Origin of the sequence: Nibricoccus aquaticus (genome assembly GCF_002310495.1) — a bacterium.
Taxonomy (GTDB): Bacteria; Verrucomicrobiota; Verrucomicrobiia; order Opitutales; family Opitutaceae; genus Nibricoccus; species Nibricoccus aquaticus.
This window is the reverse complement of record NZ_CP023344.1, coordinates 4,355,464-4,379,120: the sequence shown is the minus strand read 5'-3', so window position 1 is coordinate 4,379,120 and position 23,657 is coordinate 4,355,464. Positions and strand designations below refer to the sequence as shown.

Genomic DNA, 23,657 nt, shown 5'->3' with positions numbered 1-23,657 from the left:
TAAGGGGGCCGCGACGTTAGCGCGACGGAGTTTGCTCTGCGGGTTTCTTGACGAACTTGGACTCGGTACCATTCAGCAGGCGCGTGATGTTGGCGCGGTGGCGAAGAACGACGAAGAGCGCGATCACACCGCCGAGCCCGATGAGGAGATTGGGCTGCTTAAAGAAAAACGCCGCGATGGGCAACGCGATGGCCGCGAGCATCGACGCAAGGGAGACGTAGCGCGTCGTGTAGAACGTCGCCAGCCACACACCGAGACCGCAGAGCAACGGCAGCGGCATCAACACGAGGAAACCGCCCGAAGCGGTGGCGACGCCTTTGCCGCCTTTGAATTTGGTGAAGCAGGAAAAGCTGTGGCCGATGAGGGCGGCGACAAGGCCGGCTACCGCGAGATGAAACTCAGCGAACGGGGGCACCAGATTGAAAGAGCCAATATCTACCCGGGCTAATTTCGAACCCTCCGTCGGGAAAAGTGCCACCGCCCAAATTGGCCAGCCCGTCGCCACCGCGCCCTTCACTGCATCGAGAAAGAAAACCAGATTACCCGGGCCTTTGCCGCACACGCGGCGGACATTCGTCGCGCCCGGGTTTTTGCTGCCGTGTTCGAAGATGTTGATGCCCCGTGACCGCGCTACGAGCCAGCCGAACGGCAGTGCGCCCAGAAAATAGCCCACAACGGCGGCGATGAGGAGTGGCGTCAGCATGGCGGAAAAGCTGCCGAATCAATGTCCGCACCCATCAAACGCAACGCCAGAAATCCACCCCAAGCGCCATCCGCGAGCCTTTGACTCAGTCCAAGTCCCCGGCACATTTCGGCCAACCTTTTCGCTTCATGCCCACGTATTTGCCACCCGCTGACGCAGTGACTGCCTTTTCCATCCTGCGCATCGGCACGGACGCACCGGAAACGGCAACCGATCTCGTCGCCACCGAGGAGCCGCTCGAAATCCAGCTCGGCTACACGCGCGGCAGTGTTGAGGTCCGAAAAACCGTCGCGATCACCATGCGCACGCCGGGTCACGACCGTGATCTGGCCGCAGGCTTCCTTTTCACCGAGGGCATCGTGCGCGATCCGGCTAATATAGCCGAAATCGTCCGCCCGGCCGATAAACCGCAGACCGTGATTGTGAGACTTCGGCCCGACGTCGCTGTCGATGTGCGTCCGTTGGAACGAAACAACTACACGACCTCCAGCTGCGGCGTGTGCGGCAAGGCATCTCTAGACGCCGTTCGCACTGCCACGCGTCATCCGCTGCCCGAGGCTGCGCCGCTGCTCGATCCGGCAATCATCCATCGCCTGCCAGAAACACTCCGCGCCGCGCAATCCGGTTTCGATCAAACCGGCGGACTTCACGCGGCGGCGTTGTTCACGTTCGACGGCCGTCTCGTCGCCGTTCGCGAGGACATCGGGCGCCACAACGCCGTGGATAAACTCATCGGCTCACAGCTGCTGGCCGCACCGGCCGGCGCGATCCCACTTTCGGAGCGCATCGTCTTCGTGAGCAGCCGCGCGAGTTTCGAACTCGTCCAGAAAATCGTCATGGCCGGTTGCCCCGTGCTCGCGGCGGTCGGTGCGCCGTCGAGTCTAGCCATCGAACTCGCCCGCGAAACGGGTGCCACACTGCTCGGGTTCGTCCGCGAAAATCGTTTCAACGTATACGCGGGCACCATGCGTCTTCGCGCACTCACCCCCGCTTTTGCCGCCACATGAAACTTCCCGACGCACAGCCGCCCATCGAGACCCAGGGCACTGAACTGAAACAACCGCCACACGCTGCGGCCGGATTACGCGCGCTCCAGAAAAGCGTGGCGATCACATCGCGCGAGATGGGCCTCGTCCGCGGCGCGAAGCTGCTGCTCAAGGTGAATCAGGTCGATGGCTTTGACTGCCAGAGTTGCGCGTGGCCGAGCCCGGACTTTGACCGGCACGTGGCCGAGTTCTGCGAGAACGGCGTCAAAGCCGTGGCCGACGAAGCGACGACCCAAAAAATCACACGCGAATTTTTCAGCGAATATTCCGTGGCCGAACTCGCGGCGAAATCCGATCACTGGCTTGGAAAACAAGGACGTCTCACCGAGCCAATGGTGCTTCGTCCGGGAGCGACGCACTACGCGCCGATCGCGTGGGACGAAGCGTTTCGACTGATCGCCGCGGAGTTGCGCGCACTCCCCTCGCCCGACGCGGCGACTTTCTACACGTCGGGCCGCACCAGCAACGAGGCCGCATTTCTCTATCAGCTTTTCGTGCGCGCGTTTGGCACGAACAACCTGCCCGATTGCTCCAATATGTGCCACGAATCGAGCGGTGTCGCGCTCGGTGAAACCATCGGCATCGGCAAGGGCACGGTGACGCTCGACGATTTCGAGAAGGCTGACGCGATTTTCATCGTGGGCCAGAATCCCGGGACAAATCACCCGCGCATGCTCTCGACGCTCCAATCGGCGAAGCGGCGCGGCGCGCGCATCGTGAGCATCAATCCGCTACCTGAAGCAGGAACGAACGCGTTCGTGAATCCGCAGGACTTGAAGAATCTGACGCGCATTCCCGGCGTGATGCTCGGCCGTGGAACGGCGCTCGCGGACCTGTGGCTGCCCGTACGCATTGGCGGCGACATGGCGTTTTTCCAAGGACTCATCAAAGAGCTGATCGCCCGGGAAGAACTCCACCCGGGCGAGGTTTTCGATCATGTGTTCATTGGCGAACACACGGCGGGATTCGAGGCGTTGATCGCGCATCTGCGCCGCGTGGCGTGGGACGACATCACCCGGAGTAGCGGACTTTCCCGCGAACAGATCCGCTCCGCTGCAGAGATCGCGCTCCAGGCAAAGAGCGTGATCGTATGCTGGGCGATGGGACTGACGCAGCACAAGCAGGCGGTCGGTACGATTCAGGAGATCGTGAACTTCCTGCTGTTGCGCGGAAATATCGGGCGGCCCGGCGCAGGCGTGTGCCCGGTTCGTGGACACAGCAACGTGCAAGGCGACCGCACGATGGGAATTTTCGAGCGGCCTTCGGCGGCGTTTCTCGACCGGCTGGCGCGCGAGTTTTGGTTTTCGCCGCCGCGCGAGCATGGGCTCGACGTGGTCGATTCGATCAAGGCGATGCACGCGGGGAACGTGCGCGTGCTCGTCGCGATGGGCGGCAATTTCCTCTCCGCCACGCCCGACACGGAGTTCACGGCCGAGGCGCTGCGCCGCTGCGCGTTAACCGCACACGTTTCCACGAAGCTCAACCGCTCGCACCTGATCACGGGACGCACGGCGTTGATTCTGCCGTGTCTCGGGCGGACGGAGATCGACCGGCAGGCGGGCGGCGAGCAGTTCATCACGGTCGAAGACAGCATGGGCATCATCAATTCCTCGCGCGGAAGTCTGGAGCCTGCATCGGAGTTTCTGCTCAGTGAACCGGCTCTTGTGGCGCGGCTGGCGAGCGCGGTGCTCGGCGAAAAATCACCGGTGGACTGGCTCGCGATGGCGGGCGATTACGACCGCATCCGCGAACGCATTGAGCGCGTGATCCCGGGCTTCGAGCGCTTCAATGATCGCGTGCGCATCGGGCCGTTTTATCTACCGAATGGACCGCGCGACTCGCGCACGTTCACCACGCCTTCCGGCAAAGCGGTATTCACGACGCACACGGTCGAGCGCCATGAGCTGGCGCCGGGGCAATTCGTGATGATGACGATCCGCACGCACGATCAGTTCAACACGACGATCTACGGGCTCGATGATCGTTACCGCGGCGTTTTCAACGGACGGCGCGTGGTGTTTCTCAACAAAGACGACATCGCGGCGCGCGGGTTGATGCAGGGGCAACTGGTCGATCTCACGAGTCACTTTCGTGGCGAGACGCGGGTGGCGCCGAGTTTCATGGTCGCGCCGTACGACATTCCGCGTGGATGCGCTGCGACTTATTTTCCCGAGGCCAACGTGCTCGTGCCGATTGATAGCGTCGCTGAAGGCAGCAACACGCCGACGTCGAAGTACGTGGTAATCACGCTCGCGGCGTCGAAGGACGGAGTCGCGGCATGGAATGCGCGCAAGGGTTAGTCGACGGTTTGTTGAATCGCAAAGATGCAACGACCCTAAGGTCGATCGCGAAAAAAGCAGGAGGTCCTGCGTTAGGAAAACAGATCGACTCTTTGCTTCCGAACTTAGCGTCTTTGCTTCTTTGCGATTCAACTCCGACTACAGCTCGAACTCGCCGATGAGCGTGGCGGTGGAACTGCCGCCGACCCAGACGTGGAATTTGCCGGGCTCGACGATGTACCGGCCGTCTTCGTTGAAGAAACCGAGTTCGGATGCGGGGACGTTGAAGGTGATCGTGCGCGACTCGCCGGACTTGAGCGGGACGCGCTCGAAGCCTTTGAGTTCGCGGACGGGACGCGTGATCTGGCCGATAAGGTCACGCGTGTAGAGCTGGGCGATTTCCACGCCGTCGCGAGAGCCGGTGTTTTTGATCACAGCGGAAACGGTGAGCGTGCCGTTGGTGCCGCTTGGCGCGGTGACTTGGAGATCCGAATACGCGAAGGTCGTGTAGCTGAGGCCGTGGCCGAAGGGAAATTCGGGCGTGGAGTGAACGTCGATGAACTTGGAGTAATAACCCTGCGGATCTTGCGGAGTACCCATCGGGATGCCGACGTTTTCTTTCTGCGGCGGGCGGCCGGTGTTGCGGTGATTATAGTAGATCGGGATCTGGCCGACGGTGCGGGGGAAACTCACGGTGAGTTTGGCGGAGGGATTGGCGGTTCCGAGGAGCAGATCGGCGAGCGCCGGACCGGCCATGGTGCCGGGATGCCAGGCGTAGAAGACGGCGCGCGCTTTCGCGAACTGCGCGGGAAACACGAGAGGGCGGCCGGCGAAGATGACGAGGACGATGGGCTTTCCGGTCGCTGCGATGGCGTCGAAAAGTTTTTCCTGTGTGCCGGGGAGATTCAGGAAGGCGCGTGAGCGGGCCTCGCCAGCGAGATCGCGGCCTTCGCCGAGGCAGAGGATGACGACATCGGCTTTTTTCGCGGCTTTCACGGCGGCGGCAAAGGCGTCGGTCGAGTCGTCGATGTCGCGCTTCGTGCCGGGCGCGTGCAGAATTTGCGCGCGCGGGCCGAGGGTTTCTTTGAGCGCGGCGAGTGGCGTGATCGTGTCGCCGGGGCTGCTTTCGCAGAACCAGCAGCCGCGCATGTCGTCGCCACTGTCGGCGAGCGGGCCGATGACGGCGATGGATTTGGTGGCGGAGGAAAGAGGGAGGAGGCCGCGGTCGTTTTTGAGGAGGACGATGCTTTGCGTGGCGAGTTCGCGGGCGACGGCGAGGTGTTCGGCGGAGAGCGGGTTCTTGCTGGTGCGGGGCGTTTCTTTCGCGGTGAAGGGATGGTCGAAGAGGCCGAGTTGAAACTTCACGCGCAGGATGCGGCGCACGGAATCGTCGATGAACGCGAGTGGGAGTTCGTTTTTCGCGATGAGATCCGCGCCAAAAGTGCGGTAGTGCGGCGAGACCATTTCCATGTCCACACCACCGGCGATGGCGCGCTGTGCGGCCTGGCGTCCGTCGGCGGCGAAACCGTGAGGAATGAGTTCATCGACCGAGGTCCAGTCGCTGACGACGAAGCCGTTGAAGGCCCATTCGTCGCGGAGGATTTTGCGGAGCACGCGCGGGTTGGCGGAAGTGGGCACGCCGTTGAGGTCGTTGAAGGCGCTCATGTAGGTGAGCACGCCGGCGTCTTTGGCGGCTTTGAAGGCGGGTAGGTACGCGTTGCGCAGCTCGGTGTCGGGGATGAGCGTGGTGTTGTAGTCGCGCCCGGCCTCGGCAGCGCCGTAGCCGACGAAATGTTTTCCGCACGCGGCCATGCTCGTGGGCAAGGATAGGTCGTCGCCTTGGAAGCCGCGGACCATCGCGGCGCCCATGCGCGAGGCGAGCAGAGGGTCTTCGCCAACGGTTTCAGCGATGCGGCCCCAGCGGGCATCGCGGGTCAGATCGAGCATCGGGGCGAAGGTCCAGCGGATGCCTTCGGCGGTCGCTTCGACGGCGGCGATGCGCGCGGCTTTTTGGACGAGATCGGGATTCCAACTACAGGATTGCGCGAGCGGGATCGGGAAGAGCGTGCGGTAGCCGTGGATCACATCGAGGCCGAAGAGCAGCGGGATTTTGAGGCGGCTCTCCTCGACGGCGATGCGTTGGAATTCTTCGACTTGGTCGCGGGTGGTGGCGTTGAGGATGGAGCCGAGCGCGCCCTGGCGGACGAGTTCTTTGGTGTCGCGGAGATGGTCGGCGTAGGGCTGACGGCTGGCCTGGCTCATCTGGCCGAGTTTTTCGGCGAGAGTCATGCGGCCGAGGAGTTCTTCGACGGCTGCGTCCAAAGCCGGGCCGGCGGGCGGAGCTGCGAGCGAGATCTGGGGATTAGCGACGAGTGAAAGGCAGGCGACGGACGCGAGAAAGCGGGTGCGCATGGGTGACGGTTTTCGCTACGGTTAGCGGAAACATCGGCACGCGCGAATGTGGAGTTGAGCGCGGGATCGCGATGTGCGGAGGGAAACGCGGGCGGGTGCGTTAATCGCGGCGTAAAGCCGCTCCTACAGGGCGATCACTTAGCGAGGACAGGCTCGTCGACTTCTTTGCCGATCTCTTCGGCGCGCTTGAGGCCGTGGGCGCTGGAGTGGCCGGTGACTTTTACCACGAAGCGGTCCACGAGCACGTAGAAGAGCGGGATCACGAAGAGCGTCATGAAGGTCGCGATGGTCAGGCCACCGACGATGACGAGGCCGAGGGGATTGCGCGTCTCGGCTCCGGCGCCGCTGGCGAACGCGATCGGCACGGCGCCGAGCACGGTGGCAATCGAGGTCATCAAGATCGGACGGAAGCGGAGCGTCGCGGATTCGAACGCGGCGTCGAAGGCGTTCTTGCCTTGGATCTGGAGCTGGTTGGCGAACTCGACGATCAGGATGCCGTTCTTCGCGACGAGGCCGATGAGCATGATGAGTCCGAATCGGGAGAATAAATTATCCGTCATCGGCGCTCCGAAGAAGCGCGTGCAGTAAAGCACGAGAATGCCGCCGGCGAGGGCGAGCGCGACGCCGGTGAAGATCGTGATTGGGTGAATCCACGACTCGAATTGCGCGGCGAGAATCAGGAACGTGAAAAGCAGCGCGAGGCCGAAGAGCATGTAGGTGTCGCTGCCGCTTTCGACGAACTCGCGCGTCTCGCCGTCCCATGCGTACGTGTACCCGGCGGGCAGGAGCGGCTTCACGGTTTCTTCGAGGAAGGCGACGCCGTCGCCGATGGTTTTCCCGGTGGCGAGTTGCGCTGAAACCGTGACGGAGCGCATGCGGTTAAAGTGCGGGAAGTTTTCGGGAACGATGCCTTCTTCGGCGGTCACGAGATTGCTGAGCTGCACGAGATTTCCGTCGGTGGATTTAACGTAGAGCCGGGAGAGATCGTTGGGAGTGGAGCGGTCGGTGTCTTCGACCTGCACGAGCACGTAATACTGCTGATTGCCGCGCTGGAACTGGGTGACGCGGCGGCCGCCGAGCATACTTTCGAGCGTGGTGGCGACGGCGGAAACCGGGACACGGAGATCGGCGGCGCGGGCGCGGTCGATGCGGACGTTGAGCTGCGGCTTGGTAGGCGAAGGATCGACGCGCGGGAGGACAAACACGGAACCGCCGCGCATTTTCTCGATCATCTTCGCACCGATTTCCTGGAGCTGGCTGAAGTCGTTGCCGAGGAGAACCATCTCGACTGCACCGGCACCAGAACGGCGGCTGCCGAGCGGACGAACGGGCGAAGCGAAGGACTGGCCGCCGGTGATCTGGCGGAATTTGCCGCGCAGTTCGGCGAGAACTTGCTGCGTGCTGCGGTCGCGTTCCTCCCACGGTTTCAGCGTGGCGAAAACGAAGGCGCGGGAACCGTCACCCGTGCGGTGGAACGTCCGGTCCATTTCGGGAATATCGAGGATCATCTGCTCCATCTGCACCGAGTACTGCTTCATGTAGGCGGGCGTGGAGCCGACCGGCGGGATGAAGTTGGCGGTGAAGATGCCGCGGTCCTCGATGGGCGTGAGTTCGCGCTGGAGTTTCGAGTAGAAGAAGAAGCCGACGACGGCGAAGACGAGGGCCGCGCCGAGCACGATCATCGGAGCGCGGAAGGCCCAGCGCAGCATCTTCTCGAAGATCGCGTTCATGCGGACGAAGAACGGCTCGGTCTTTTCGTAGAGCCACCCGTGGTGAACTTTTCCGTTCACCATGTTTTTCCTCAGCATCCGCGAGCAAAGCATCGGCGTGAGCGTCAGCGCGACGAAGGCCGAGACGAGCACGGCCACGGCGAGCGTGATGCCGAACTCGAAGAAGAGACGGCCGGTCTGGCCCGACTGGAACGCCACGGGCACGAACACGGCGGCGAGCGTCAGCGTGGTGGCGATGACAGCGAAGGCGACTTCGCGGGCGCCATGCACGGCGGCGTGGAGCGGCTTCTCCCCTTCCTCGATGCGCCGGTAGATGTTTTCGAGCATCACGATGGCGTCATCGACCACGAGGCCGACGGCCAGCACGAGGGCGAGCAGCGTGAGCACGTTCATCGTGAAGCCGAGCGCGCTCATGATGGCGAACGAGCCGATGATCGAAACCGGAATGGCGAGCAGCGGGATGAACGTCGCCCGCCAGTCGCGCAGGAACAGGAAGATCATGAAGATCACGAGCAGACACGCTTCCCACAGTGTTTTGTAGACCTCTTTCACCGAGCGATCGACGAAGACGCTGGTGTCGTATCCGATGCCCACATTCACACCGGCGGGCATCTCGGCCTGGATGACCGGGATTAGTGCTTTCACGGCGTTGGCGACGTCGAGGAGATTGGACTGGGTCTGACGGAGAACCTGCACGCCGACGTTGGGGCGGCCCTTGTAGTAAGACTCGCCGCGATAGTCTTCGGCACCGAGCTCGACGCGGCCGACATCGGAGAACTTCACTTGGTAATCGCCGCGCGTGGCGAGGACCAGGTTTTCATAGTCGCCCGCCTCGGCCATGTTGCCCTGGAGGCGCACGGGGAATTCGCGGGTGGCGGATTCGATGCGGCCGCCGGGGATGTCCACGTTTTGCTGGCGAATGGCGGTCTCGATGTCGCCGACGGTGAGGTTGTAGGCGGCGAGACGGTCGCTATCGACCCAGAGACGCATCGCGTAGCGCGGGCCGCGGATGTTGACGGCGCCGACGCCGGGGATGGTTTGGAGTCGGGTGAGCGCGATGCGCTCGACGATCTCGGTGATTTCGAGACGCGTGTGGCGCTCGGAGTTGAAGGAAAGCGTGATGATCGGGCTGGAGTCGGCCTCGGTCTTGGAGACCTGGACGTTGTCGATCTCATCGGGCAGACGGCCTTGGGCGCGGGAGACACGGTCGCGGACGTCGTTGGCGGCTTCGTCGATGTCGCGGGCGAGGGTGAACTCGATGTTGATCTGCGAGCGCTCCTCGGAGGAGGTGGATTTGATGACGCGGATACCGTCGATGGAGGCGATTTCCTTTTCGAGCGGCTCGGTAACTTTCGTTTCCACGACCTCGGCGGAAGCGCCAGGGTAAGACGTTTCGACGGAGACGGTGGGCGAATCGATGTTGGGGTATTCGCGGACGGGCAGCTTGCTGAACGACAGCACGCCGAGCAGCACAATCAAGATGGAGGCGACCAGGCAGATGACCGGGCGCTTGATGGAGAGATCGGAGAGGACCATGGATTACTCCGCTTTCTTGATCTCAGCCTTCAGTGGCTTGGGATCGAGCTTCGCTCCGGGAAACAAGATGAGCGAACCCACGCCTGCTGCGACGATGGACTGCTGTTCGTCGAGCGGTGTTTTCGAGGAAACGATTTCAACGAAGCCGCGGGCGCGGAGGCCGAGTTCGACGGGAATGAACTCAGCGATCTTGTCGCTGCCGGAGTCTTTGACGGCGATGAGTTGAGCGCCACGCACGGAGGCGAGTATCGAACCTTCGGGCACGGTCAGCGCGTCTTTGCGGACATCGAGGACGATCTCGACGTTGGCGAACATGCCAGGCTTCAGGCCGGCGGGTGGCTCGACGAGCAGGCCTTTCACTTCGCTGGCGCGGGTGGCGCGGTCGATTACGGAGCTGACGAAATAGACTTCGCCTTGAACGCGGGCGGAGGCGTCGAGCGTGCGCGAACGGAGGGTAAAGGAGGTGCCTTGTTTAATTTTCCCGATGAAACGCTCGGGGATCTGGAAATCGATTTTGAGGCGGCTGAGATCGTCGATCTGCGCGATGACGCTGGCGGGAGTCACGTAGTCGCCGGGAGAGATGGAGCGTCCACCGACAACACCGTCGAAGGGGGCTTTGATCTCGGTCTTGGCGAGGCGCACGCGGAGCAAGGAGAGCTCTGCGGTGGCTGTGGAGAACTCTGCGTTGGCGCGGTCGAAGTCGGCTTGGGAAACGGTCTTGGTTTCGAGCAGGCCCTGGTTACGCGCGAGACTGAGCTCGGCGAGTTTGAAGCGGGACTCGGCCTGAGCGAATTGCGCGCGGAGTTCGGAGTCGTCGATTTTGAGAAGAACCTGGCCCTTGGTGACACGCTGGCCTTCATCGAAGAAAACCTCGCGGACCTGACCGGCGATCTCGGCACGGAGGGCGGCGGATTCGTTGGCGGCGATGGAGCCGACGACGGTGAGCGTCTCGGCGAGATCGCGGCGCACGACGGAGGTGACCTCGACGGGCTGCTTTTGGGCTTGGGGCGCGGCGGAGGCGGATTCGGTTTTGCGGGAGCAGCCTGCGGCGGCGGCCAGCACGCAAAGGACGAAGGGAAAGGCGCGGAGACGTGTCATGCGGTTGGCTGCAAAGACGCAGAGAGTGCGGGAGAGTTGCGCGCGAAGCAACCGGGGCGGCGGATTTCGTGAGGAACGGCGGAGGGTGGAAACGGGCTCATGCGGTTGCGGCTATGGATGTGCAACGCGCTCGCGCGAGCGATCACGCGGGAAACCTCGCGCGGGGGGCGCAAAAAAGCGGCTCTGGTGAGGAGCCGCTTTCTGCACGAAGCCGCAGGCGAACGGAGCGTGGATGGCTGGATTCGCCAGGCAGGCCGGGTGGGCCAGGCACGCGGGCGTGTCAGCCGATCAATTTCGAGTACGAGGCTGCATCGTGCAGCGAGGCGGCTGCGGCGGAGTCGGAGAGTTTCAATTTGAGCATCCAGCCGCCGGCGTAGGGCTCGCGGTTGACGGTTTCGGGAGCGGAATCGAGGTCGGCGTTCACAGCGAGGACGGTGCCGCTAGCGGGTATATAGAGATCGGAAGCGGCTTTGACGGACTCGACGACGCCAAAGGTGTCACCGGCTTTGAGAACCGCGCCCACTTTGGGGAGCTGAACGAAGGTGATGTCACCGAGGCTGCTTTGCGCGTAGTCGGTGATGCCGACGGTGGCGGTGCCGTCGCTCTCGAGCTTCAGCCATTCGTGGGACTTCGCGTATTTCAGGTCAGCGGGGACGGTGCTCATGTGGTTTTCCGGAGTTCGATGAAGGGAGGTTTGACGGGCTGCAAGGCGAGTTTCGCGCCGCGGATGTCGGTGAAGAGCGGCTGGCTGGCGGCGGGCGACTCGACGAGTGCCGAGCCGATGGCTTCGTTGAGGATCGGCGAGAGTGTGCCGGAGACGACGGTGCCGACGGTGCGGCCGTCATCGGTGAGGACGGCGGCTCCTGCGCGGACGATGCGGCGGTCACCGGTTTTGAAGAAGACGATTTTGCGGGCGGCGCCGCTTTTTGACTCTGCTTCGAGCGCGGCGCGGCCGATGAAGTCGGAGCCTTTGTTGAGCTTCACCGTCCAGCCGAGACCGGCGGCGAGGGGCGAAGTCTCGGCGGTGATTTCGTGCCCGTAGAGCGGATACCCGGCTTCGAGGCGGAGGCTGTCGCGAGCGCCGAGTCCGGCGAGTTCGAGGCCGTGCGGAGCGCCGGCGGCGAGGAGTGCCTCGGCAAGCGCGGGCGCATCGGCGGCGGCGTGATAAAGCTCGAAGCCGTCTTCGCCGGTGTAGCCGGTGCGGCTGATCATGCAGTGGATGCCTGCGACGGTGCCTTCGCCGAAGTGATAATACTTGATGAGATCGAGCTTCGCGCCGGTGAGCGACTGAACGATGGCGGCGGCTTTCGGGCCCTGGACGGCGAGGAGCGCGTAGTCGTCCGAGCGGTCGGTGATGGTGACGGCGAAGGCAGCAGCTTTCTCGCGAATCCACGCGAGGTCTTTGTCGATGTTACCGGCGTTGATGCAGAGAAAATAATCCTCGGGCCCGCGCATGTAGACGAGAAGATCGTCCACCACGCCGCCGTTTTCGTAGCACATCGACGTGTAGAGAATGCGGCCCGGGTAGAGCTTCGTGACATCGTTGGTGACGAGATGCTGGAGGAATTTCGACGCCTCCGCGCCTTTCACATCGACCTCGCCCATGTGGCTTACGTCGAAAAGACCGGCGGTGCGGCGCACAGCTTTGTGCTCTTCGAGGATGCTCTTGTACTGCACCGGCATCTCCCACCCCGCAAAGTCCACGATGCGGCCGCCGTGGGCGACATGGAAGGCGTGCAGGGGTGTCCGTTTGAGGAGACTCATGCAGGGAACTAGGCGGCGCGTGGCGGACTGCGGCAAGGAAGTTTTGATTCGTAAACGCCGCCTGCGACCGCCACGACACTGCGGACATGCTCTGGCTCATCATCGCGATTTTTCTCACGCTCAGCGTCTCGTTTATTTGCTCGCTGATGGAAGCGCTCATCCTGAGCACGACGGTGGCGGAGATCGAAGCGCTTAAGAAGCAGCGCCCACGCCGGGGAGCCGTGCTGGAGAAGCTCAAGATGAGCCTCGATGAAACCATCTCGACGATCCTCACGCTCAACACCATCGCCAACACGCTCGGCTCGGTGATCGTGGGCAGCCTGGCGACGCGGCTCTTCGGCGAAGCGATCATCGGTGCGATCGCCGGCTCGCTCACGCTGACGGTGCTGATTTTCTCGGAGGTTCTCCCGAAGAACATCGCCGTCGCGTACCGGCGCGGGCTGCAACCGTACGTGGTTTACCCGCTGGCGTTCATGGCCAACGCGCTGCGCCCGGTCACCTATGTGTGCAACCTGCTCGTGCGATTCGTTGTGCCCGCACCGACAACGACGGAAAAGTCCGACGAGGAAATCATCCTGCTCGCCGAGCGCGGCGCGCAGCAGGGCACCATCAGCCGGAGCGAATCCAACATCATCACCAACGCTCTCGCGCTCGATAATGTGCGCGTGAGCGAAATCATGACGCCGCGCACCGTCGTCACCGCGCTCAAAAAGAATGCGACGGTCGGGGAAATTTTCCGCGAGTTTCCGAATATCCCCTTCGCGCGCATGCCGGTGTACGGGAAAAATCTCGATGACATCGTGGGCCTCGTGCGCCGCCGCGATTTGTTGAAGACCAAGGCCAACGACCAGGATCTCGATCTCGTCGAGAAGATCATGCAGGAGGTCCAGTTCATCCCGGAGACGGTGACGGTCGCCAACGCGCTCCAGGTTTTCCTGAAGACGCACCAGCAGATGCTGGTCGTGGTCGATGAATTCGGCGCGACCGCGGGCGTGGTTTCGATGGAGGATGTGATGGAGCAGCTGCTCGGCCGCGAGATCTTCGAGAAAGACGACGTCGCCGTGGACATGCGCGAACTGGCGCGGACTAAGCAGCAGAAACAAGGGAAGTCAGCGAAGCGACCGGGCGATGGCGGCGCTATGCCACCAACGGCAGGCAAATTCCCGCCGGTCGCTTGACCCGTTTGGAGCAGCCTAGTTGGCTCGACGCTCCATGGTTTCCGCATCTATCCCGGTCGCGAACGAACGTGTCGCCGTGCTGGCGTTTAATCCCAGCAACCAGCTCGCTGTGATGTCTCGTGATGGACGATACGAATCAGCATTTCAGGGAGAAGATTTGGACGCGGTGAACGCTGAGTTGCATCGGTCGTTCCCCGAGCACACACCGTCCGCCGAATATTTTTGTACGACAGCGGAAGGAACTCCGGTACGCGTTTTCTTTTCGCAAGTGCCTGCGAGCAGCGGCGTGATCGCGGGCGGTTGTGAATTCCGCTCCCTCGCTGAGCTCGAAGCTTCGCCGGAATCGCTCTCTCCCACCCTCGCCGCGATTCTCGCCGGGATCGATCCGTACCTCATCGAGATCCCGTATCTGCATCTCGGGGAAAACGATTTCATCTACAAATTCCGCACCGAGAAATCCCGCAATCGCGGCATTTACCAGCTCGATGACGCGGCCCGCACGCTCTACCAGTCGAAGCTCTGCGCCGCCATCAAGGCTCTCGCGCGCACCCACGAACGCACCGCCGCCGCTCCCGTCGCGCTCGATTTCGGCGCCGTGCAATACCTGCTGCCGAGTCATTTCGGTTTCTGCCTCGGTGTGAAGAACGCCATCGAGCGCGCCTACGAAACGCTCGCCGAAAATCCCACGCGCCGCGTCTTCATGCTCAGCGAACTCATTCACAATCCGTTCGTGAACGAGGATCTGCTTCGTCGCGGTCTGCGTTATTTGCAGACCGACAAAGGTAAACCGCATCTGGCCTCCGGTGGTGTCGCACGCGGCGAGCCCGGTGAAGTCACGCTGTGGGACACGCTGACCTCCGAGGACATTGTGATCATCCCGGCGTTTGGCGCGACCGATGACGACAAGCGCCGGCTCGTGCGCAAAGGCGTGCCGGTTTATCAGTACGACGCCACCTGCATGCTCGTGGAGAAAGTCTGGAAGGCCGCGCGCGCGCTCGGCCAGGAAGGCTACACCGTCGTCATCCACGGCAAACACGAGCACGAGGAAACCAAGGCGACTTTCTCCAATGCCCGACGCCACGCGCACGCCGTCATCGTGCGCAATCTGGAGGAAACGCGCCGCCTGGGTGAGCTCATCACGAGTCGCGATCCGGCGGAGCGCGCGAAGTTCTACAGCGAATTCGCCGGCAAACATACGCCGGGCTTCGACGTGGACCGTGATTTCGCGCGCATCGCGATCGTGAACCAGACGACGCTGCTCATGAATGAGACGCTGGAAATCATCGACCACTTGCGCGAAGTTTTTTCGGCGCTTTATGGCGACACCGAGGCAACTGCTCGCGTCGGTGGCGGAGGCAAACGAGACACGTTGTGCTACGCGACCCAGGTGAATCAGGACGCGCTCAGCCGTGCGCTCGCCGAGCCGCTCGATGCGGCGTTCGTCATAGGCGGGAAGAACTCCTCGAACACCTACCAGCTCTATCGCTTGTGCGAGCAACGTCTCGGGAAGCGCGCGTTTTTCATCCAGAGCGAGGCCAACATCCAGTCGCGCGACGCGGTGGAGCATTATGTGTTTCCCGCCAAAGGCCCGGTGGGTGGACACGGCCACGATATGGTAGAAATCCACCCACTTCCGGTTGGGGAAAGCGGGCGGCCGTTTCGAGTGTTACTCACCGGTGGAGCGTCTTGCCCGGATGGGATCATCCAGCAGGTGATCACGCGCATCAACAGCCTGTTCCCGGCGACGTCGCTGCGTTCAGTCGATGCGGTACTGGCGGATGTGGAAAGCGCCGCAGCAAGCCGCTGACGTTAAACGTACTCGGGAAATTTCCGTTCCAGATCGCAGATGAGATCGACGAGATCGACGCCCTCGTCTTGCGCGAACCGGCGGGCGAGTGAGTAAAGCGTCTCCTTCTCGCGGGCTTCGCCTCCGGCGAGCGCCATCGCTTCGTGGGAGTTCAACAAGCGCCCCTCGCTCAAGCACAACTCCACCTCCTGCGCCGCGCGCGCAAACGCCTGCAAGGTCTCGGGTGCTTGGCGCAGCGAACACGTGGCCGGCAAAGGACGGCCGTGGCGGTCACGGTGAATGTTGTGCCCATGATGAGGCATGCCCTCTCTATCGACACAAAAGCCGCCAGACTTGCGTCGCGGCGGCACTTTAATGCGGCAGAAATCTGCGGGGTGATCGACGATCAGAAGCGCGTGATGATGCCGAGGCGGAAACCGCCGCTGGTCCCGAGATCGACATCGGCTTTGCGACCGGCGAATTCATGCGTGTAGTTGCCCATCTTCTCGACGCTGTAGCCTGCGAAAAAACCAGTGCGCACGGTCAGCCAGCGCTCAATGTTAACGTCGGCGTAGTAGCCGCCCACCATCGCCTTTTCTTCGCCTTCGCCTTGAAAGCGGATGGTTCCGATGACGTCGGGGAGCTCGATATACTCATCCACGAGAAACCGGCTGCCGACGAAGGCGAGCGCGCCACCGGCGCTGGCCGACACGGTCCACTTTTTCGCGATCGGCACGCGCACGATCGGGCCGAGGCGGAGCATGTAGTAAGCACCCTTGATCTGCCAGTAGCCATCGACGTTGGCTCCATTCGGGGTGATAGCGCCGTCTAGGATGCGCTGGGCGTTATCCCGCCTGAGGAGATGGTTTTTCTCGGCGAAATAGTCGTACGTGATCGGATTTCCGGAGGCGTCCACAGTCCCTCTATCGACGGTCACCGTGTCATTATGAACCGTGGAATCAAAGTAGGCATAATTCTCGAACGAGCTTCCCGTCCGCAGAGTGTAACGATCGGTCGTCGTGACCAGATTCGCACCGATGCGCTTGCGGGTTTTGGCGTTAATCTCGGAGGCGCCTGCGGAGAAATTGATGCCCCACTCGAAGCGTTTGTAGCGCTTGATGACGTGCGCGAATTGCAGCTCGACGCCGGCGCTGCCGTCGCTTTCCGCCTCGGCCACCGATCCAGAGGGAGCGACCGAATAGATGCTCATATCGACCGTGCCGTTAGTGGAGTTGGTCTGGCCCGGCTGGTTGTAGGCCCAGTAGCGCGTCGCGCCGTCGCTGTAGTTCAAGTACTCAGCGAGAATAGTGTCGGTGGATGAAACTAGTGTGTTGGTCTTAACATTCCGCACGGTGACATTCTGCATCTGCCTGTAGCGGCCACCCGCAATATCGAGACGGGAGAAAGTCGTGACTGTTTCCAAGTCGCTACTATCCGTGGCCGGCACGGTGGTTACACTCCGATAAGCATCCAAGACGCCGTCGTTGTTGGTATCGGTATTGTTGATTTCGTAGGCGCTCGGTCCGTCGGCATATACGATCCCGTTATCGTAGCTACGCGAGTTGGTGGTGCTAAGCAGATCGGGGTTGGAAACCGAAGGGATACGGCCGATCCCGGAGAACTTCACCTTCGCATCGCCTCCGATCCGTCGCACTCCGATGGAAACACTGTTCTTCAGCGGGCGGTAAAATTCGATGGGAACGGGGTCCTGGGCATATCCAGAGGCGCAAACGCCAAGAGCCAGGCTGGTCAGTGCTACACGGGGGAGGAGGGATTTCATGGAAACGAGCCTTTCAAGGACGCCTACTTAATAAAAAAGTTGCGAGCAAATGTTGTGAGAAGTTCCGGTCCCGCGATTCAGGGCAGTCGCAGGCTGAAACCTAGGGTGAGTAATTCAGTGCCGGGGTTGATCTCCGACATGCTCGCGTTGGAGATGTGCGCAAAACGTAGCAGCAGCCTCCGCCCGGGAGAAATTTCCCAGCCCGCCTCTGCGAACGAGTAGAATTCCAGCTGGCTGCCCAGATCGAGTCCTTCGTGCCGGTCGTAGTAAACAGGGCCGAATCCAGTGACCAATTCCCAGCGCGAAGCCACCCGCCACGTATGCAAGAGCCCGCCACCGGCGAAAATCGCGCCATCGGTCGCCCACCCCGCGCCCAGCCACGGTTGCAGGCCTGCCTTGGATGCGCTCCAGCGGTATTCGAGCGCGATTGCCGGAGGTTTCTCGCTGTCGAAAAGCCCAGAAACGCCGCCGTGGAAAACAAGCCGATCATCCGCAATGGACGCGGGAGCCTCCGCCGAAGCAGAAGCATGAACAAGCGGCAGGCGCGAGAGGAGGAACGTGACGACGAGCGCCAAAGACTTGAACGACGACATGGACGAGTCGGCTTGGACTGCCAGCGTAACGTGATTCGTCAATCACGCAGACAGATCAGGGGGCTTCTCAGCGAGGTCGCGCGAGGTCGGTCTGGGCACCGAATTAGAAGGGCACAGCGCGCGTCACCGCATGGGCGGTGATCGCCAGCTTACTCCGCGAATTCGCCACGCGGCTTGCTGGCAGCCGCTTTTTCCGCCGCCAGTTTTGCCGCCAGCTGGGGATCGAAAGCCGCTTCACGTTCGCGCAGACGGCGCTCGCGCTGGTTGAGCTCATCTTCGCGCTGCTCAAGCTCAGTTTCGGTTTCCTGCTGTTGCTGCACTTTTTCGAAAAGCTTGGTTTCGCTGTCGTCCAGAAAGGCTTCGCGCTCTTTCATGCCTTCGCGCTGCTCCTGGAGCATCTTTTCCTGACGCTCGATCTCCGCTTTGAGTTTTTGGAGCGCGGCCTGTTCTTCGTGTGAAAGCTGGCGGTTATCACTGCTGGCTGCGCTCTTGTTTTTGGCGGCTTCGAGCAAAGATGCGCGGGCTTGCAGGAGGTTCTCCATCTCGGCGATTTCGCGCTCGCGCTCGATGAGACGCACTTCGAGGTCTTGCAGGCTGCGTTCACGCTCTTCGAGTTTCTGCGTGAGCTGGCGGAGCGATTTTTCGAGCTCGGCCATCTTCTGCTGATCGACGTTCAGCGCCTCGCCCCAAGGATTCCGGGTGGCCGAACGGATCGCATCAATCGTCTTTTGCGTCTCGGCCGTCGCCTCGGATATTTCAAAGGGAGAACGCAGCCGCCGCCTCGGCAGCACCAACGGATTTTCCGTTTTCGGCCGTGGCGGGAATTTGATGACTACGGGCTGGGGTTCGGCGGACATCACTGCAATTGCTAGTTATCGGCAGTTGGTGGCTACTTCTTAAATAGCCGTCCAAATTTAGAGAAGAACCCACCTTTGGAACCCGCAGGCTCTGCGGTCTGGACGGTGGGCGTGATCGTGGTGGTCGGATGCGAATGTTGCTCCAACGGTACAAGGTAAGGTTTGAGCAGGCCGGTCACGATCGATTCGACCAGCGGATCTTTGAGCACGATCGCCAGGCGCGCGACGGGGACTCCGGTGTTCACCTGCTCCTGGAGCTTGGCGTGATCGGCCTGGAAATACTCGATGTAGGACGCGGTGTGCTGGCGCAGGATCTCTTCGGCGGCGTCCGCGTCGGATTGCTGCGCTGACTCGGCTTTTTCAGCGTCTTCGGTGCCGAGGATGGCGCCGTAACGTTGGGCCAGAGAAGCCTCAATCGCATCGGGGAACGCGCGAACGGCCAGGGCGATGCCTTCGAGCAGATGCAGTCCTTTCTCGCCCGGACGGAAGGGGAAGAACTGTGACAGCGTCTGCTCGTCGATGTGAGAAAGTGAGTTGAGTAACGCGCGAAAATCGCCGCCGAGGATGACGTTGTGCGAGATGCCTTGGGCGAAAACGGCGAAAGCCTTCAGCGTGGTGATGCCTTCCAGGTTGCAGAATTCGCGGGTCTCCGGCGTGAGCGCGATCAGCGAGATCGGAAACTCCTCGGGGATGCCGAGCTTGTTCAGGTTTTTCAGGATCGGATTGTCGCGCTCATCCACGAGCGCGTCGTTCGTCACCATGTCGCCAAAGGGCTCGTCGAATGCCAGCGTCTCCTGGAGAATCGTGATGAGAAGATCGATACGCTCAGTCTTGCCCGCGAGACCAGGCATGGCGCACAGCTCGCGATAAGTGAGGTCGATGTACTTCGCCGGCGTCTCGTCCTCGCCCTTGATGGGCCAGGCGGCGACGTTGAGATTTTCAGCCAGGCCCGCGAGCGTGGTGTCGATCATGATCGACGTATGAAACGCCGTGCGCACGACGTCCCACTCGCGAGGACTGAACTTGCCAGTGCCGGGCGGTGTGCCCCCGGAAGATGGCGTGATGTCTGAATTTGGCGGCATGGGAAAAGCGATGAAGCGGAAATCTGGCTTAACTGGAATGATTCATCAACTCGGTCACAGCATCGCGGTAGTCCTGCGCGACGTTGTCTTCTTGCTCAGCCTCCTGCCCCACCAGAATCACCGGCAGGCCGAGGGTAACGGCGCGACGCACGACCATCGCGTCGCGGATCTGCGTGTTGAAAATCTTGGCGTTCTGCGCGACGCGTTTGACGGTGCGAAATTGATTCATGCGAAGCTGCATCCGCATCTTGGGCACCTCGATGTCCACGTTGGCCTTGATCGAGTTGAAGATGATGCCGTTCACCAGCGCGGGCGCGCCCATCTCGGCGGTGCGGAAACTGGCGGATAGGCGGTGGAACTTCACGAGCTTTTCCACGAGCAGCGTGAAGCCGATAAGGCTGAGCGCGTCAGGATTTGCCGGCACGTAGATTTCGTTGGAGCAAAACACCCCGCATTGCGACGCGCGCAGGATGTTCGGCGGGCAGTCGAACAGGATGAAGTCGTAGTTATCTTCGACCTCGGCCAGCTGCTGTTGGAACATCAGGTACGGCGGGCAGCCGGGCTTGCCCTGGAACTCCGCTTCGAGATCCACGAGGTTAAACGTCGTCGGAACCAGATCCAGGCCAGGGAGGAGTTTGTCGCCGTTCTTATCCTCGACCACGTCTTTTATGATCAAGTCCTTCACGCGCACCGTCCCGGGTTCGAAAATCGAATACACCGCGCCCTCGCTCGAGTTGTTAATCTTGTTCCAACGCTCCAGGCGCAGCAGCCAGATGCTCGCGTTCGACTGCGTGTCGAAATCGAAAAGCAGCACGCGCTTCCCGGCCTTCGCGAGGCATGAGGCAACGTTGACGATGAGCGACGTCTTGCCGACGCCGCCCTTGTAATTGATGAAACTGATTTTTCGAGCCATCCGAGGTGCGGGGAGAAGTTTTAACGCGCAGTGCGCTAGAGAGTTGAATTGGTCAATCGGTGCGGCGTCGCGAGTATAAAAGACGCGTGTACTCTTTTCACGGTTTTTTCAGCACTCTGTTTGCGAGGACTTTGTGCAGTTTGCGGTGCTCTTTCCGGGGATTTCACCCACTCGTCACGCGCCCGTCACCACAACGCCGCGAGCAAGGGCCAGACTGCGGCGTGCCATTGACCATTCTATGCGTTGATGACGAGCGGGACGTGACCGAGCTCGTCGCCTTCCATCTCACCAAATCCGGCTATGAGGTAAACACCGCAGCCAGCGGCCGCGAGGCGCTCGACTCCGTACAACATCGCAAACCCGACTTGATCGTGCTCGATCTCATGCTGCCCGACATCGACGGCTTCGGCGTCTGCGAAATCCTCCGCCGACAGCCAGCCACGGCCACCATTCCCATCGTGATCCTCACCGCCTGGGCCACGCACGACGCCCGGCACCTCGGCCTCGAACTCGGCGCGCTCGATTACCTGACGAAGCCCTTCAGCCCGAAAGAACTCGTCCAACGCGTCGCCCGTCTGCTCAACCTGCGACCCGATGCGGCCATGGACGCGGGCAAGGTCCAGAACGCCTGAGTTTGCTGGATAATTTCCCCCGCAGACTTTTCGCTGGCGCGATGGACAAGTCGCTTCTCCGCCAGGCCATCGTCGCCAAACTCACTGCCGAACTCGACACGCTCACCCGCGCCGCGCTCATGGCTCGTGAAGAGGCGACCAGCGAAGAAAGCAAAGCCGAGGGCAAATACGACACTCGCGGCCAGGAGGCTGCCTACCTCGCCGAAGGCCAGGCCCGGCTCGCGCTCGAATTGCAGGAAACCATCACGACTTATCAGGCCCTGTCCTTACGCGAGTTTTCACCGGGCGAAACCATCGATGTCGGCGCCATTGTCACACTCAAAGCCCGGGGGAAATCATCGGCGTACTTTCTCGGCCCGCGCAGCGGCGGGCTCGATTTTGAAATCGATGGACGCGCCCTCGTCATCGTCACCCCGCAATCCCCGCTCGGCCGCCAGCTGCCCGGCCGGCATGTCGGAGACACCGTCGAGCTGCCGGGACGAGGCGGTCCGGTTCCGCACCAGATCGCCTCGATCGAATAGCACCCCGCGTAACCGCTACTCGGGTACGCCGGAAGCCCCGTTCGCTCACTCGTTCAGGCTGAACTTCACCGGCACAACCATCTTGAAGCGCACCGGAGCCATGTTGCGTGTGCCCGGCTCGAATCTCCACTTCGACACCGCTGAAAGCGTCGGAGCCTCGAAGTCGGCGTGAGTCGAGCGCAGCACGCGTGGATTGATAACGCGCCCGTGTTCATCGACGACGAACTCCACGAGCACCTCGCCGCTGACACCACTGGACTTTAAGCTGAACGGATAAGACGGCGGATTTTGCACCCGCGTGCGTGGCGTGTTGTCGAGAGCAGTCGGGGCAAAAATGATCTTCCCGTCAGGCGTGCCCGGGCCGTATTCCCTGGCGTCCGGGTCTCCGTTTGGTGAGCCCGGACCGGGTGAGATAATGTTCGTATCAACCTTCACGCGCAGCGGATCGCTCTCCGTCAGGACCATCAACAGGTCGTCGGGCGAAATCTTATCGGCAGCCTTGTCTGGCGTGAGCGGCATCGGCGCAGCTAATTTTCCTCCGGCTTGTTTCTCGAGCGAAGCAACAGGCTCGGGCTTTTCAATTTCCTCAGCCGGTATGATTACGGGCACCCAGCCATCGTGCTCGTCAACCGGAGGCTTTATCGGCGGGTTCACAGACGGCTTCGTAAAACCAAACATCAGCAACGCGTGTGCGGAGCAGGCGATGACAACTGGCAGGGTGAATGGACGGCTCATGGGGTTCCTTGGGTTGAGGTGATTGAGATTCAAAATACAAACGCGCCGCCCCGCTTTTTCTTAACGCGGTCAGCGCGGGATTGAAAAAAATCTCCGCCTCCGGTTTCACCCCGTGATGCTCCGCTCGTTGCTGATCGCTCTCTGCTTACTCATCGCTGCGCCCCTCCACGCCGGCTCCGTTCCATCTGAGCTGGAAAAAGCCCTCGCGTCCTTCCAGGCCGAGGGGACCAAAGGCTGGGGCTTCACCCAGAGCACCCGCTCCGCCGAACGCAGCCTCGCCGAGCGCTTCGACCCATCGAAGCCCGAGTACGCCCGCTGGAGCCTCCTCCAGAAAAACGACCGCGCGCCCACCGAGGACGAAGTCAAAGAGTACAAGGACATGCTCACCCGCCGCACCCGCGGCCAGACCGCCCCCAACGTCAAAGACCAGATCCGCCCCGATACCTGCGAACCGCTCGGCGTCGAAAACGGACGCGCCCGCTACCGCTTCCAACTCAAGCCTGGCGGCGACGACGACAAAAGCGCCGAACACATGGTCGTCACTTTCTCGCTACACGAAGCCACCGGCACCATCGAACGCGTGGAACTCGCCAGCATCCAGCCCTTCTCCCCGATGTTCATCGTGAAAATCGAAGAAGCCCGCACCGTGATCACCTACACCCTCCCCGACGAAACCCGTCCGACCCTGCTTCAAGAAATCACCGTGCGCGTGCGCGGGCGCGCCATGTACTTCAAATCCCTCGATGAAGACATGACCGTGACCTACTCCGACTATACGCCCCCGCCCGCGAAAAAGCCCTGAATCATTCCCTCCCGCGCCACGCCTCCCGCCTGCAAACCGCCCGGCATCTCACCAGACACACTCAGGTTGATGCACGGTGGACATATCCAAGATTTCAATAGCAAGGCTCAAGCCGCCCTGCTATCGAGACGATTGAGTGCCTGTCGACCAGCACTCACGAGTGATCTCACACCGATCCCCCTTTCCCCGCCCGTACCCCGCGCGCCGACC

20 protein-coding genes are annotated in these 23,657 nt (G+C 61.8%); 7 read left to right on the top strand and 13 right to left on the bottom strand.

What is annotated here, in order from left to right:
- Nucleotides 1-16 precede the first annotated feature (16 nt).
- Nucleotides 17-703 carry a glycerol-3-phosphate 1-O-acyltransferase PlsY gene (plsY, locus tag CMV30_RS17730; protein WP_096057264.1) on the bottom strand — a complete coding sequence of 229 codons (687 nt, stop codon included), beginning with the start codon at nt 701-703 and terminating at the stop codon, nt 17-19.
- A gap of 128 nt (nt 704-831) precedes the next feature.
- Here plsY and fdhD point away from each other — a divergent pair, with 128 nt between their 5' ends.
- Both fdhD and CMV30_RS17720 read left to right on the top strand, forming a co-directional pair.
- Nucleotides 832-1,710, top strand: coding sequence for a formate dehydrogenase accessory sulfurtransferase FdhD (gene fdhD, locus CMV30_RS17725; protein WP_096057263.1), 879 nt, complete (start codon nt 832-834; stop codon nt 1,708-1,710).
- Nucleotides 1,707-4,049, top strand: a complete 2,343-nt coding sequence (locus tag CMV30_RS17720; RefSeq protein ID WP_096057262.1) for an FdhF/YdeP family oxidoreductase — start codon at nt 1,707-1,709, stop codon at nt 4,047-4,049. The genes fdhD and CMV30_RS17720 overlap by 4 nt, the downstream gene beginning before the upstream one ends.
- A 138-nt stretch (nt 4,050-4,187) precedes the next feature.
- On the opposite strand, the gene bglX is transcribed toward CMV30_RS17720, so the two are convergent.
- The 5 genes from bglX to gcvT form a co-directional block, all read right to left on the bottom strand.
- A complete protein-coding gene (gene bglX / locus CMV30_RS17715) occupies nt 4,188-6,440 on the bottom strand; it encodes a beta-glucosidase BglX (RefSeq protein ID WP_096057261.1) in 2,253 nt (750 codons plus the stop codon).
- A 134-nt stretch (nt 6,441-6,574) separates the two neighbouring features.
- Nucleotides 6,575-9,706, bottom strand: a complete 3,132-nt coding sequence (locus CMV30_RS17710) for an efflux RND transporter permease subunit (protein WP_096057260.1) — start codon at nt 9,704-9,706, stop codon at nt 6,575-6,577.
- Nucleotides 9,707-9,709: 3 nt separating this feature from the next.
- Nucleotides 9,710-10,804: an efflux RND transporter periplasmic adaptor subunit gene (locus CMV30_RS17705; protein WP_138223371.1), complete on the bottom strand. Its 1,095-nt coding sequence runs from the start codon at nt 10,802-10,804 to the stop codon at nt 9,710-9,712.
- Nucleotides 10,805-11,084: 280 nt separating this feature from the next.
- Nucleotides 11,085-11,468, bottom strand: coding sequence for a glycine cleavage system protein GcvH (gene gcvH / locus CMV30_RS17700; protein ID WP_096057258.1), 384 nt, complete (start codon nt 11,466-11,468; stop codon nt 11,085-11,087).
- The gene (gene gcvT / locus CMV30_RS17695) at nt 11,465-12,568 is read right to left on the bottom strand and encodes a glycine cleavage system aminomethyltransferase GcvT (protein WP_096057854.1); all 1,104 of its coding nucleotides are present in this window, start codon (nt 12,566-12,568) and stop codon (nt 11,465-11,467) included. The genes gcvH and gcvT overlap by 4 nt, the downstream gene beginning before the upstream one ends.
- A gap of 86 nt (nt 12,569-12,654) precedes the next feature.
- Between gcvT and CMV30_RS17690 the strand changes: the two genes are divergently transcribed.
- Together CMV30_RS17690 and ispH are read left to right on the top strand one after the other, a co-directional pair.
- Nucleotides 12,655-13,746, top strand: coding sequence for a hemolysin family protein (locus tag CMV30_RS17690; RefSeq protein ID WP_096057257.1), 1,092 nt, complete (start codon nt 12,655-12,657; stop codon nt 13,744-13,746).
- A 34-nt stretch (nt 13,747-13,780) separates the two neighbouring features.
- On the top strand, nt 13,781-15,553 hold the full coding sequence (gene ispH / locus CMV30_RS17685; protein WP_245844310.1) for a 4-hydroxy-3-methylbut-2-enyl diphosphate reductase: 1,773 nt from the start codon (nt 13,781-13,783) through the stop codon (nt 15,551-15,553).
- 2 nt (nt 15,554-15,555) lie between these two features.
- On the opposite strand, the gene CMV30_RS20830 is transcribed toward ispH, so the two are convergent.
- From CMV30_RS20830 to CMV30_RS17655, 6 genes are all read right to left on the bottom strand, one after another.
- Nucleotides 15,556-15,690, bottom strand: coding sequence for a hypothetical protein (locus CMV30_RS20830; protein WP_281254867.1), 135 nt, complete (start codon nt 15,688-15,690; stop codon nt 15,556-15,558).
- A 248-nt stretch (nt 15,691-15,938) separates the two neighbouring features.
- Nucleotides 15,939-17,312 (bottom strand): hypothetical protein, encoded by a 1,374-nt coding sequence (locus CMV30_RS17675; RefSeq protein WP_138223369.1) that lies wholly within the window; start codon nt 17,310-17,312, stop codon nt 15,939-15,941.
- 77 nt (nt 17,313-17,389) lie between these two features.
- A complete protein-coding gene (locus tag CMV30_RS17670; RefSeq protein WP_138223368.1) occupies nt 17,390-17,905 on the bottom strand; it encodes an acyloxyacyl hydrolase in 516 nt (171 codons plus the stop codon).
- 149 nt (nt 17,906-18,054) lie between these two features.
- Nucleotides 18,055-18,762 carry a hypothetical protein gene (locus tag CMV30_RS17665; protein ID WP_138223367.1) on the bottom strand — a complete coding sequence of 236 codons (708 nt, stop codon included), beginning with the start codon at nt 18,760-18,762 and terminating at the stop codon, nt 18,055-18,057.
- A gap of 32 nt (nt 18,763-18,794) precedes the next feature.
- Nucleotides 18,795-19,844, bottom strand: coding sequence for a hypothetical protein (locus CMV30_RS17660; protein ID WP_138223366.1), 1,050 nt, complete (start codon nt 19,842-19,844; stop codon nt 18,795-18,797).
- 28 nt (nt 19,845-19,872) lie between these two features.
- Nucleotides 19,873-20,757: a ParA family protein gene (locus tag CMV30_RS17655; RefSeq protein WP_096057251.1), complete on the bottom strand. Its 885-nt coding sequence runs from the start codon at nt 20,755-20,757 to the stop codon at nt 19,873-19,875.
- A 221-nt stretch (nt 20,758-20,978) separates the two neighbouring features.
- Here CMV30_RS17655 and CMV30_RS17650 point away from each other — a divergent pair, with 221 nt between their 5' ends.
- Nucleotides 20,979-21,389, top strand: coding sequence for a response regulator (locus CMV30_RS17650; RefSeq protein ID WP_096057250.1), 411 nt, complete (start codon nt 20,979-20,981; stop codon nt 21,387-21,389).
- Between the two features lie 41 nt (nt 21,390-21,430).
- Nucleotides 21,431-21,910: a GreA/GreB family elongation factor gene (locus CMV30_RS17645; RefSeq protein WP_096057249.1), complete on the top strand. Its 480-nt coding sequence runs from the start codon at nt 21,431-21,433 to the stop codon at nt 21,908-21,910.
- A gap of 45 nt (nt 21,911-21,955) precedes the next feature.
- Here the strand turns inward: CMV30_RS17645 and CMV30_RS17640 are convergent, their stop codons facing one another.
- Nucleotides 21,956-22,645, bottom strand: coding sequence for an energy transducer TonB (locus CMV30_RS17640; RefSeq protein ID WP_096057248.1), 690 nt, complete (start codon nt 22,643-22,645; stop codon nt 21,956-21,958).
- A gap of 112 nt (nt 22,646-22,757) precedes the next feature.
- Between CMV30_RS17640 and CMV30_RS17635 the strand changes: the two genes are divergently transcribed.
- A complete protein-coding gene (locus CMV30_RS17635; RefSeq protein ID WP_138223365.1) occupies nt 22,758-23,447 on the top strand; it encodes a hypothetical protein in 690 nt (229 codons plus the stop codon).
- Nucleotides 23,448-23,657 lie beyond the last annotated feature (210 nt).

Coding starts and splice junctions, on each gene's coding strand:
- CMV30_RS17645 (WP_096057249.1), top strand. CDS start 21,431: ATGGACAAGTCGCTTCTCCGCCAGGCCATCGTCGCCAAACTCACTGCC.
- CMV30_RS17640 (WP_096057248.1), bottom strand. CDS start 22,645: ATGAGCCGTCCATTCACCCTGCCAGTTGTCATCGCCTGCTCCGCACAC.
- CMV30_RS20830 (WP_281254867.1), bottom strand. CDS start 15,690: ATGGCGCTCGCCGGAGGCGAAGCCCGCGAGAAGGAGACGCTTTACTCA.
- ispH (WP_245844310.1), top strand. CDS start 13,781: ATGGTTTCCGCATCTATCCCGGTCGCGAACGAACGTGTCGCCGTGCTG.
- CMV30_RS17720 (WP_096057262.1), top strand. CDS start 1,707: ATGAAACTTCCCGACGCACAGCCGCCCATCGAGACCCAGGGCACTGAA.
- CMV30_RS17690 (WP_096057257.1), top strand. CDS start 12,655: ATGCTCTGGCTCATCATCGCGATTTTTCTCACGCTCAGCGTCTCGTTT.
- plsY (WP_096057264.1), bottom strand. CDS start 703: ATGCTGACGCCACTCCTCATCGCCGCCGTTGTGGGCTATTTTCTGGGC.
- fdhD (WP_096057263.1), top strand. CDS start 832: ATGCCCACGTATTTGCCACCCGCTGACGCAGTGACTGCCTTTTCCATC.
- gcvH (WP_096057258.1), bottom strand. CDS start 11,468: ATGAGCACCGTCCCCGCTGACCTGAAATACGCGAAGTCCCACGAATGG.
- CMV30_RS17670 (WP_138223368.1), bottom strand. CDS start 17,905: ATGTCGTCGTTCAAGTCTTTGGCGCTCGTCGTCACGTTCCTCCTCTCG.
- CMV30_RS17660 (WP_138223366.1), bottom strand. CDS start 19,844: ATGCCGCCAAATTCAGACATCACGCCATCTTCCGGGGGCACACCGCCC.
- gcvT (WP_096057854.1), bottom strand. CDS start 12,568: ATGAGTCTCCTCAAACGGACACCCCTGCACGCCTTCCATGTCGCCCAC.
- bglX (WP_096057261.1), bottom strand. CDS start 6,440: ATGCGCACCCGCTTTCTCGCGTCCGTCGCCTGCCTTTCACTCGTCGCT.
- CMV30_RS17655 (WP_096057251.1), bottom strand. CDS start 20,757: ATGGCTCGAAAAATCAGTTTCATCAATTACAAGGGCGGCGTCGGCAAG.
- CMV30_RS17705 (WP_138223371.1), bottom strand. CDS start 10,804: ATGACACGTCTCCGCGCCTTTCCCTTCGTCCTTTGCGTGCTGGCCGCC.
- CMV30_RS17675 (WP_138223369.1), bottom strand. CDS start 17,312: ATGAAATCCCTCCTCCCCCGTGTAGCACTGACCAGCCTGGCTCTTGGC.
- CMV30_RS17710 (WP_096057260.1), bottom strand. CDS start 9,706: ATGGTCCTCTCCGATCTCTCCATCAAGCGCCCGGTCATCTGCCTGGTC.
- CMV30_RS17665 (WP_138223367.1), bottom strand. CDS start 18,762: ATGTCCGCCGAACCCCAGCCCGTAGTCATCAAATTCCCGCCACGGCCG.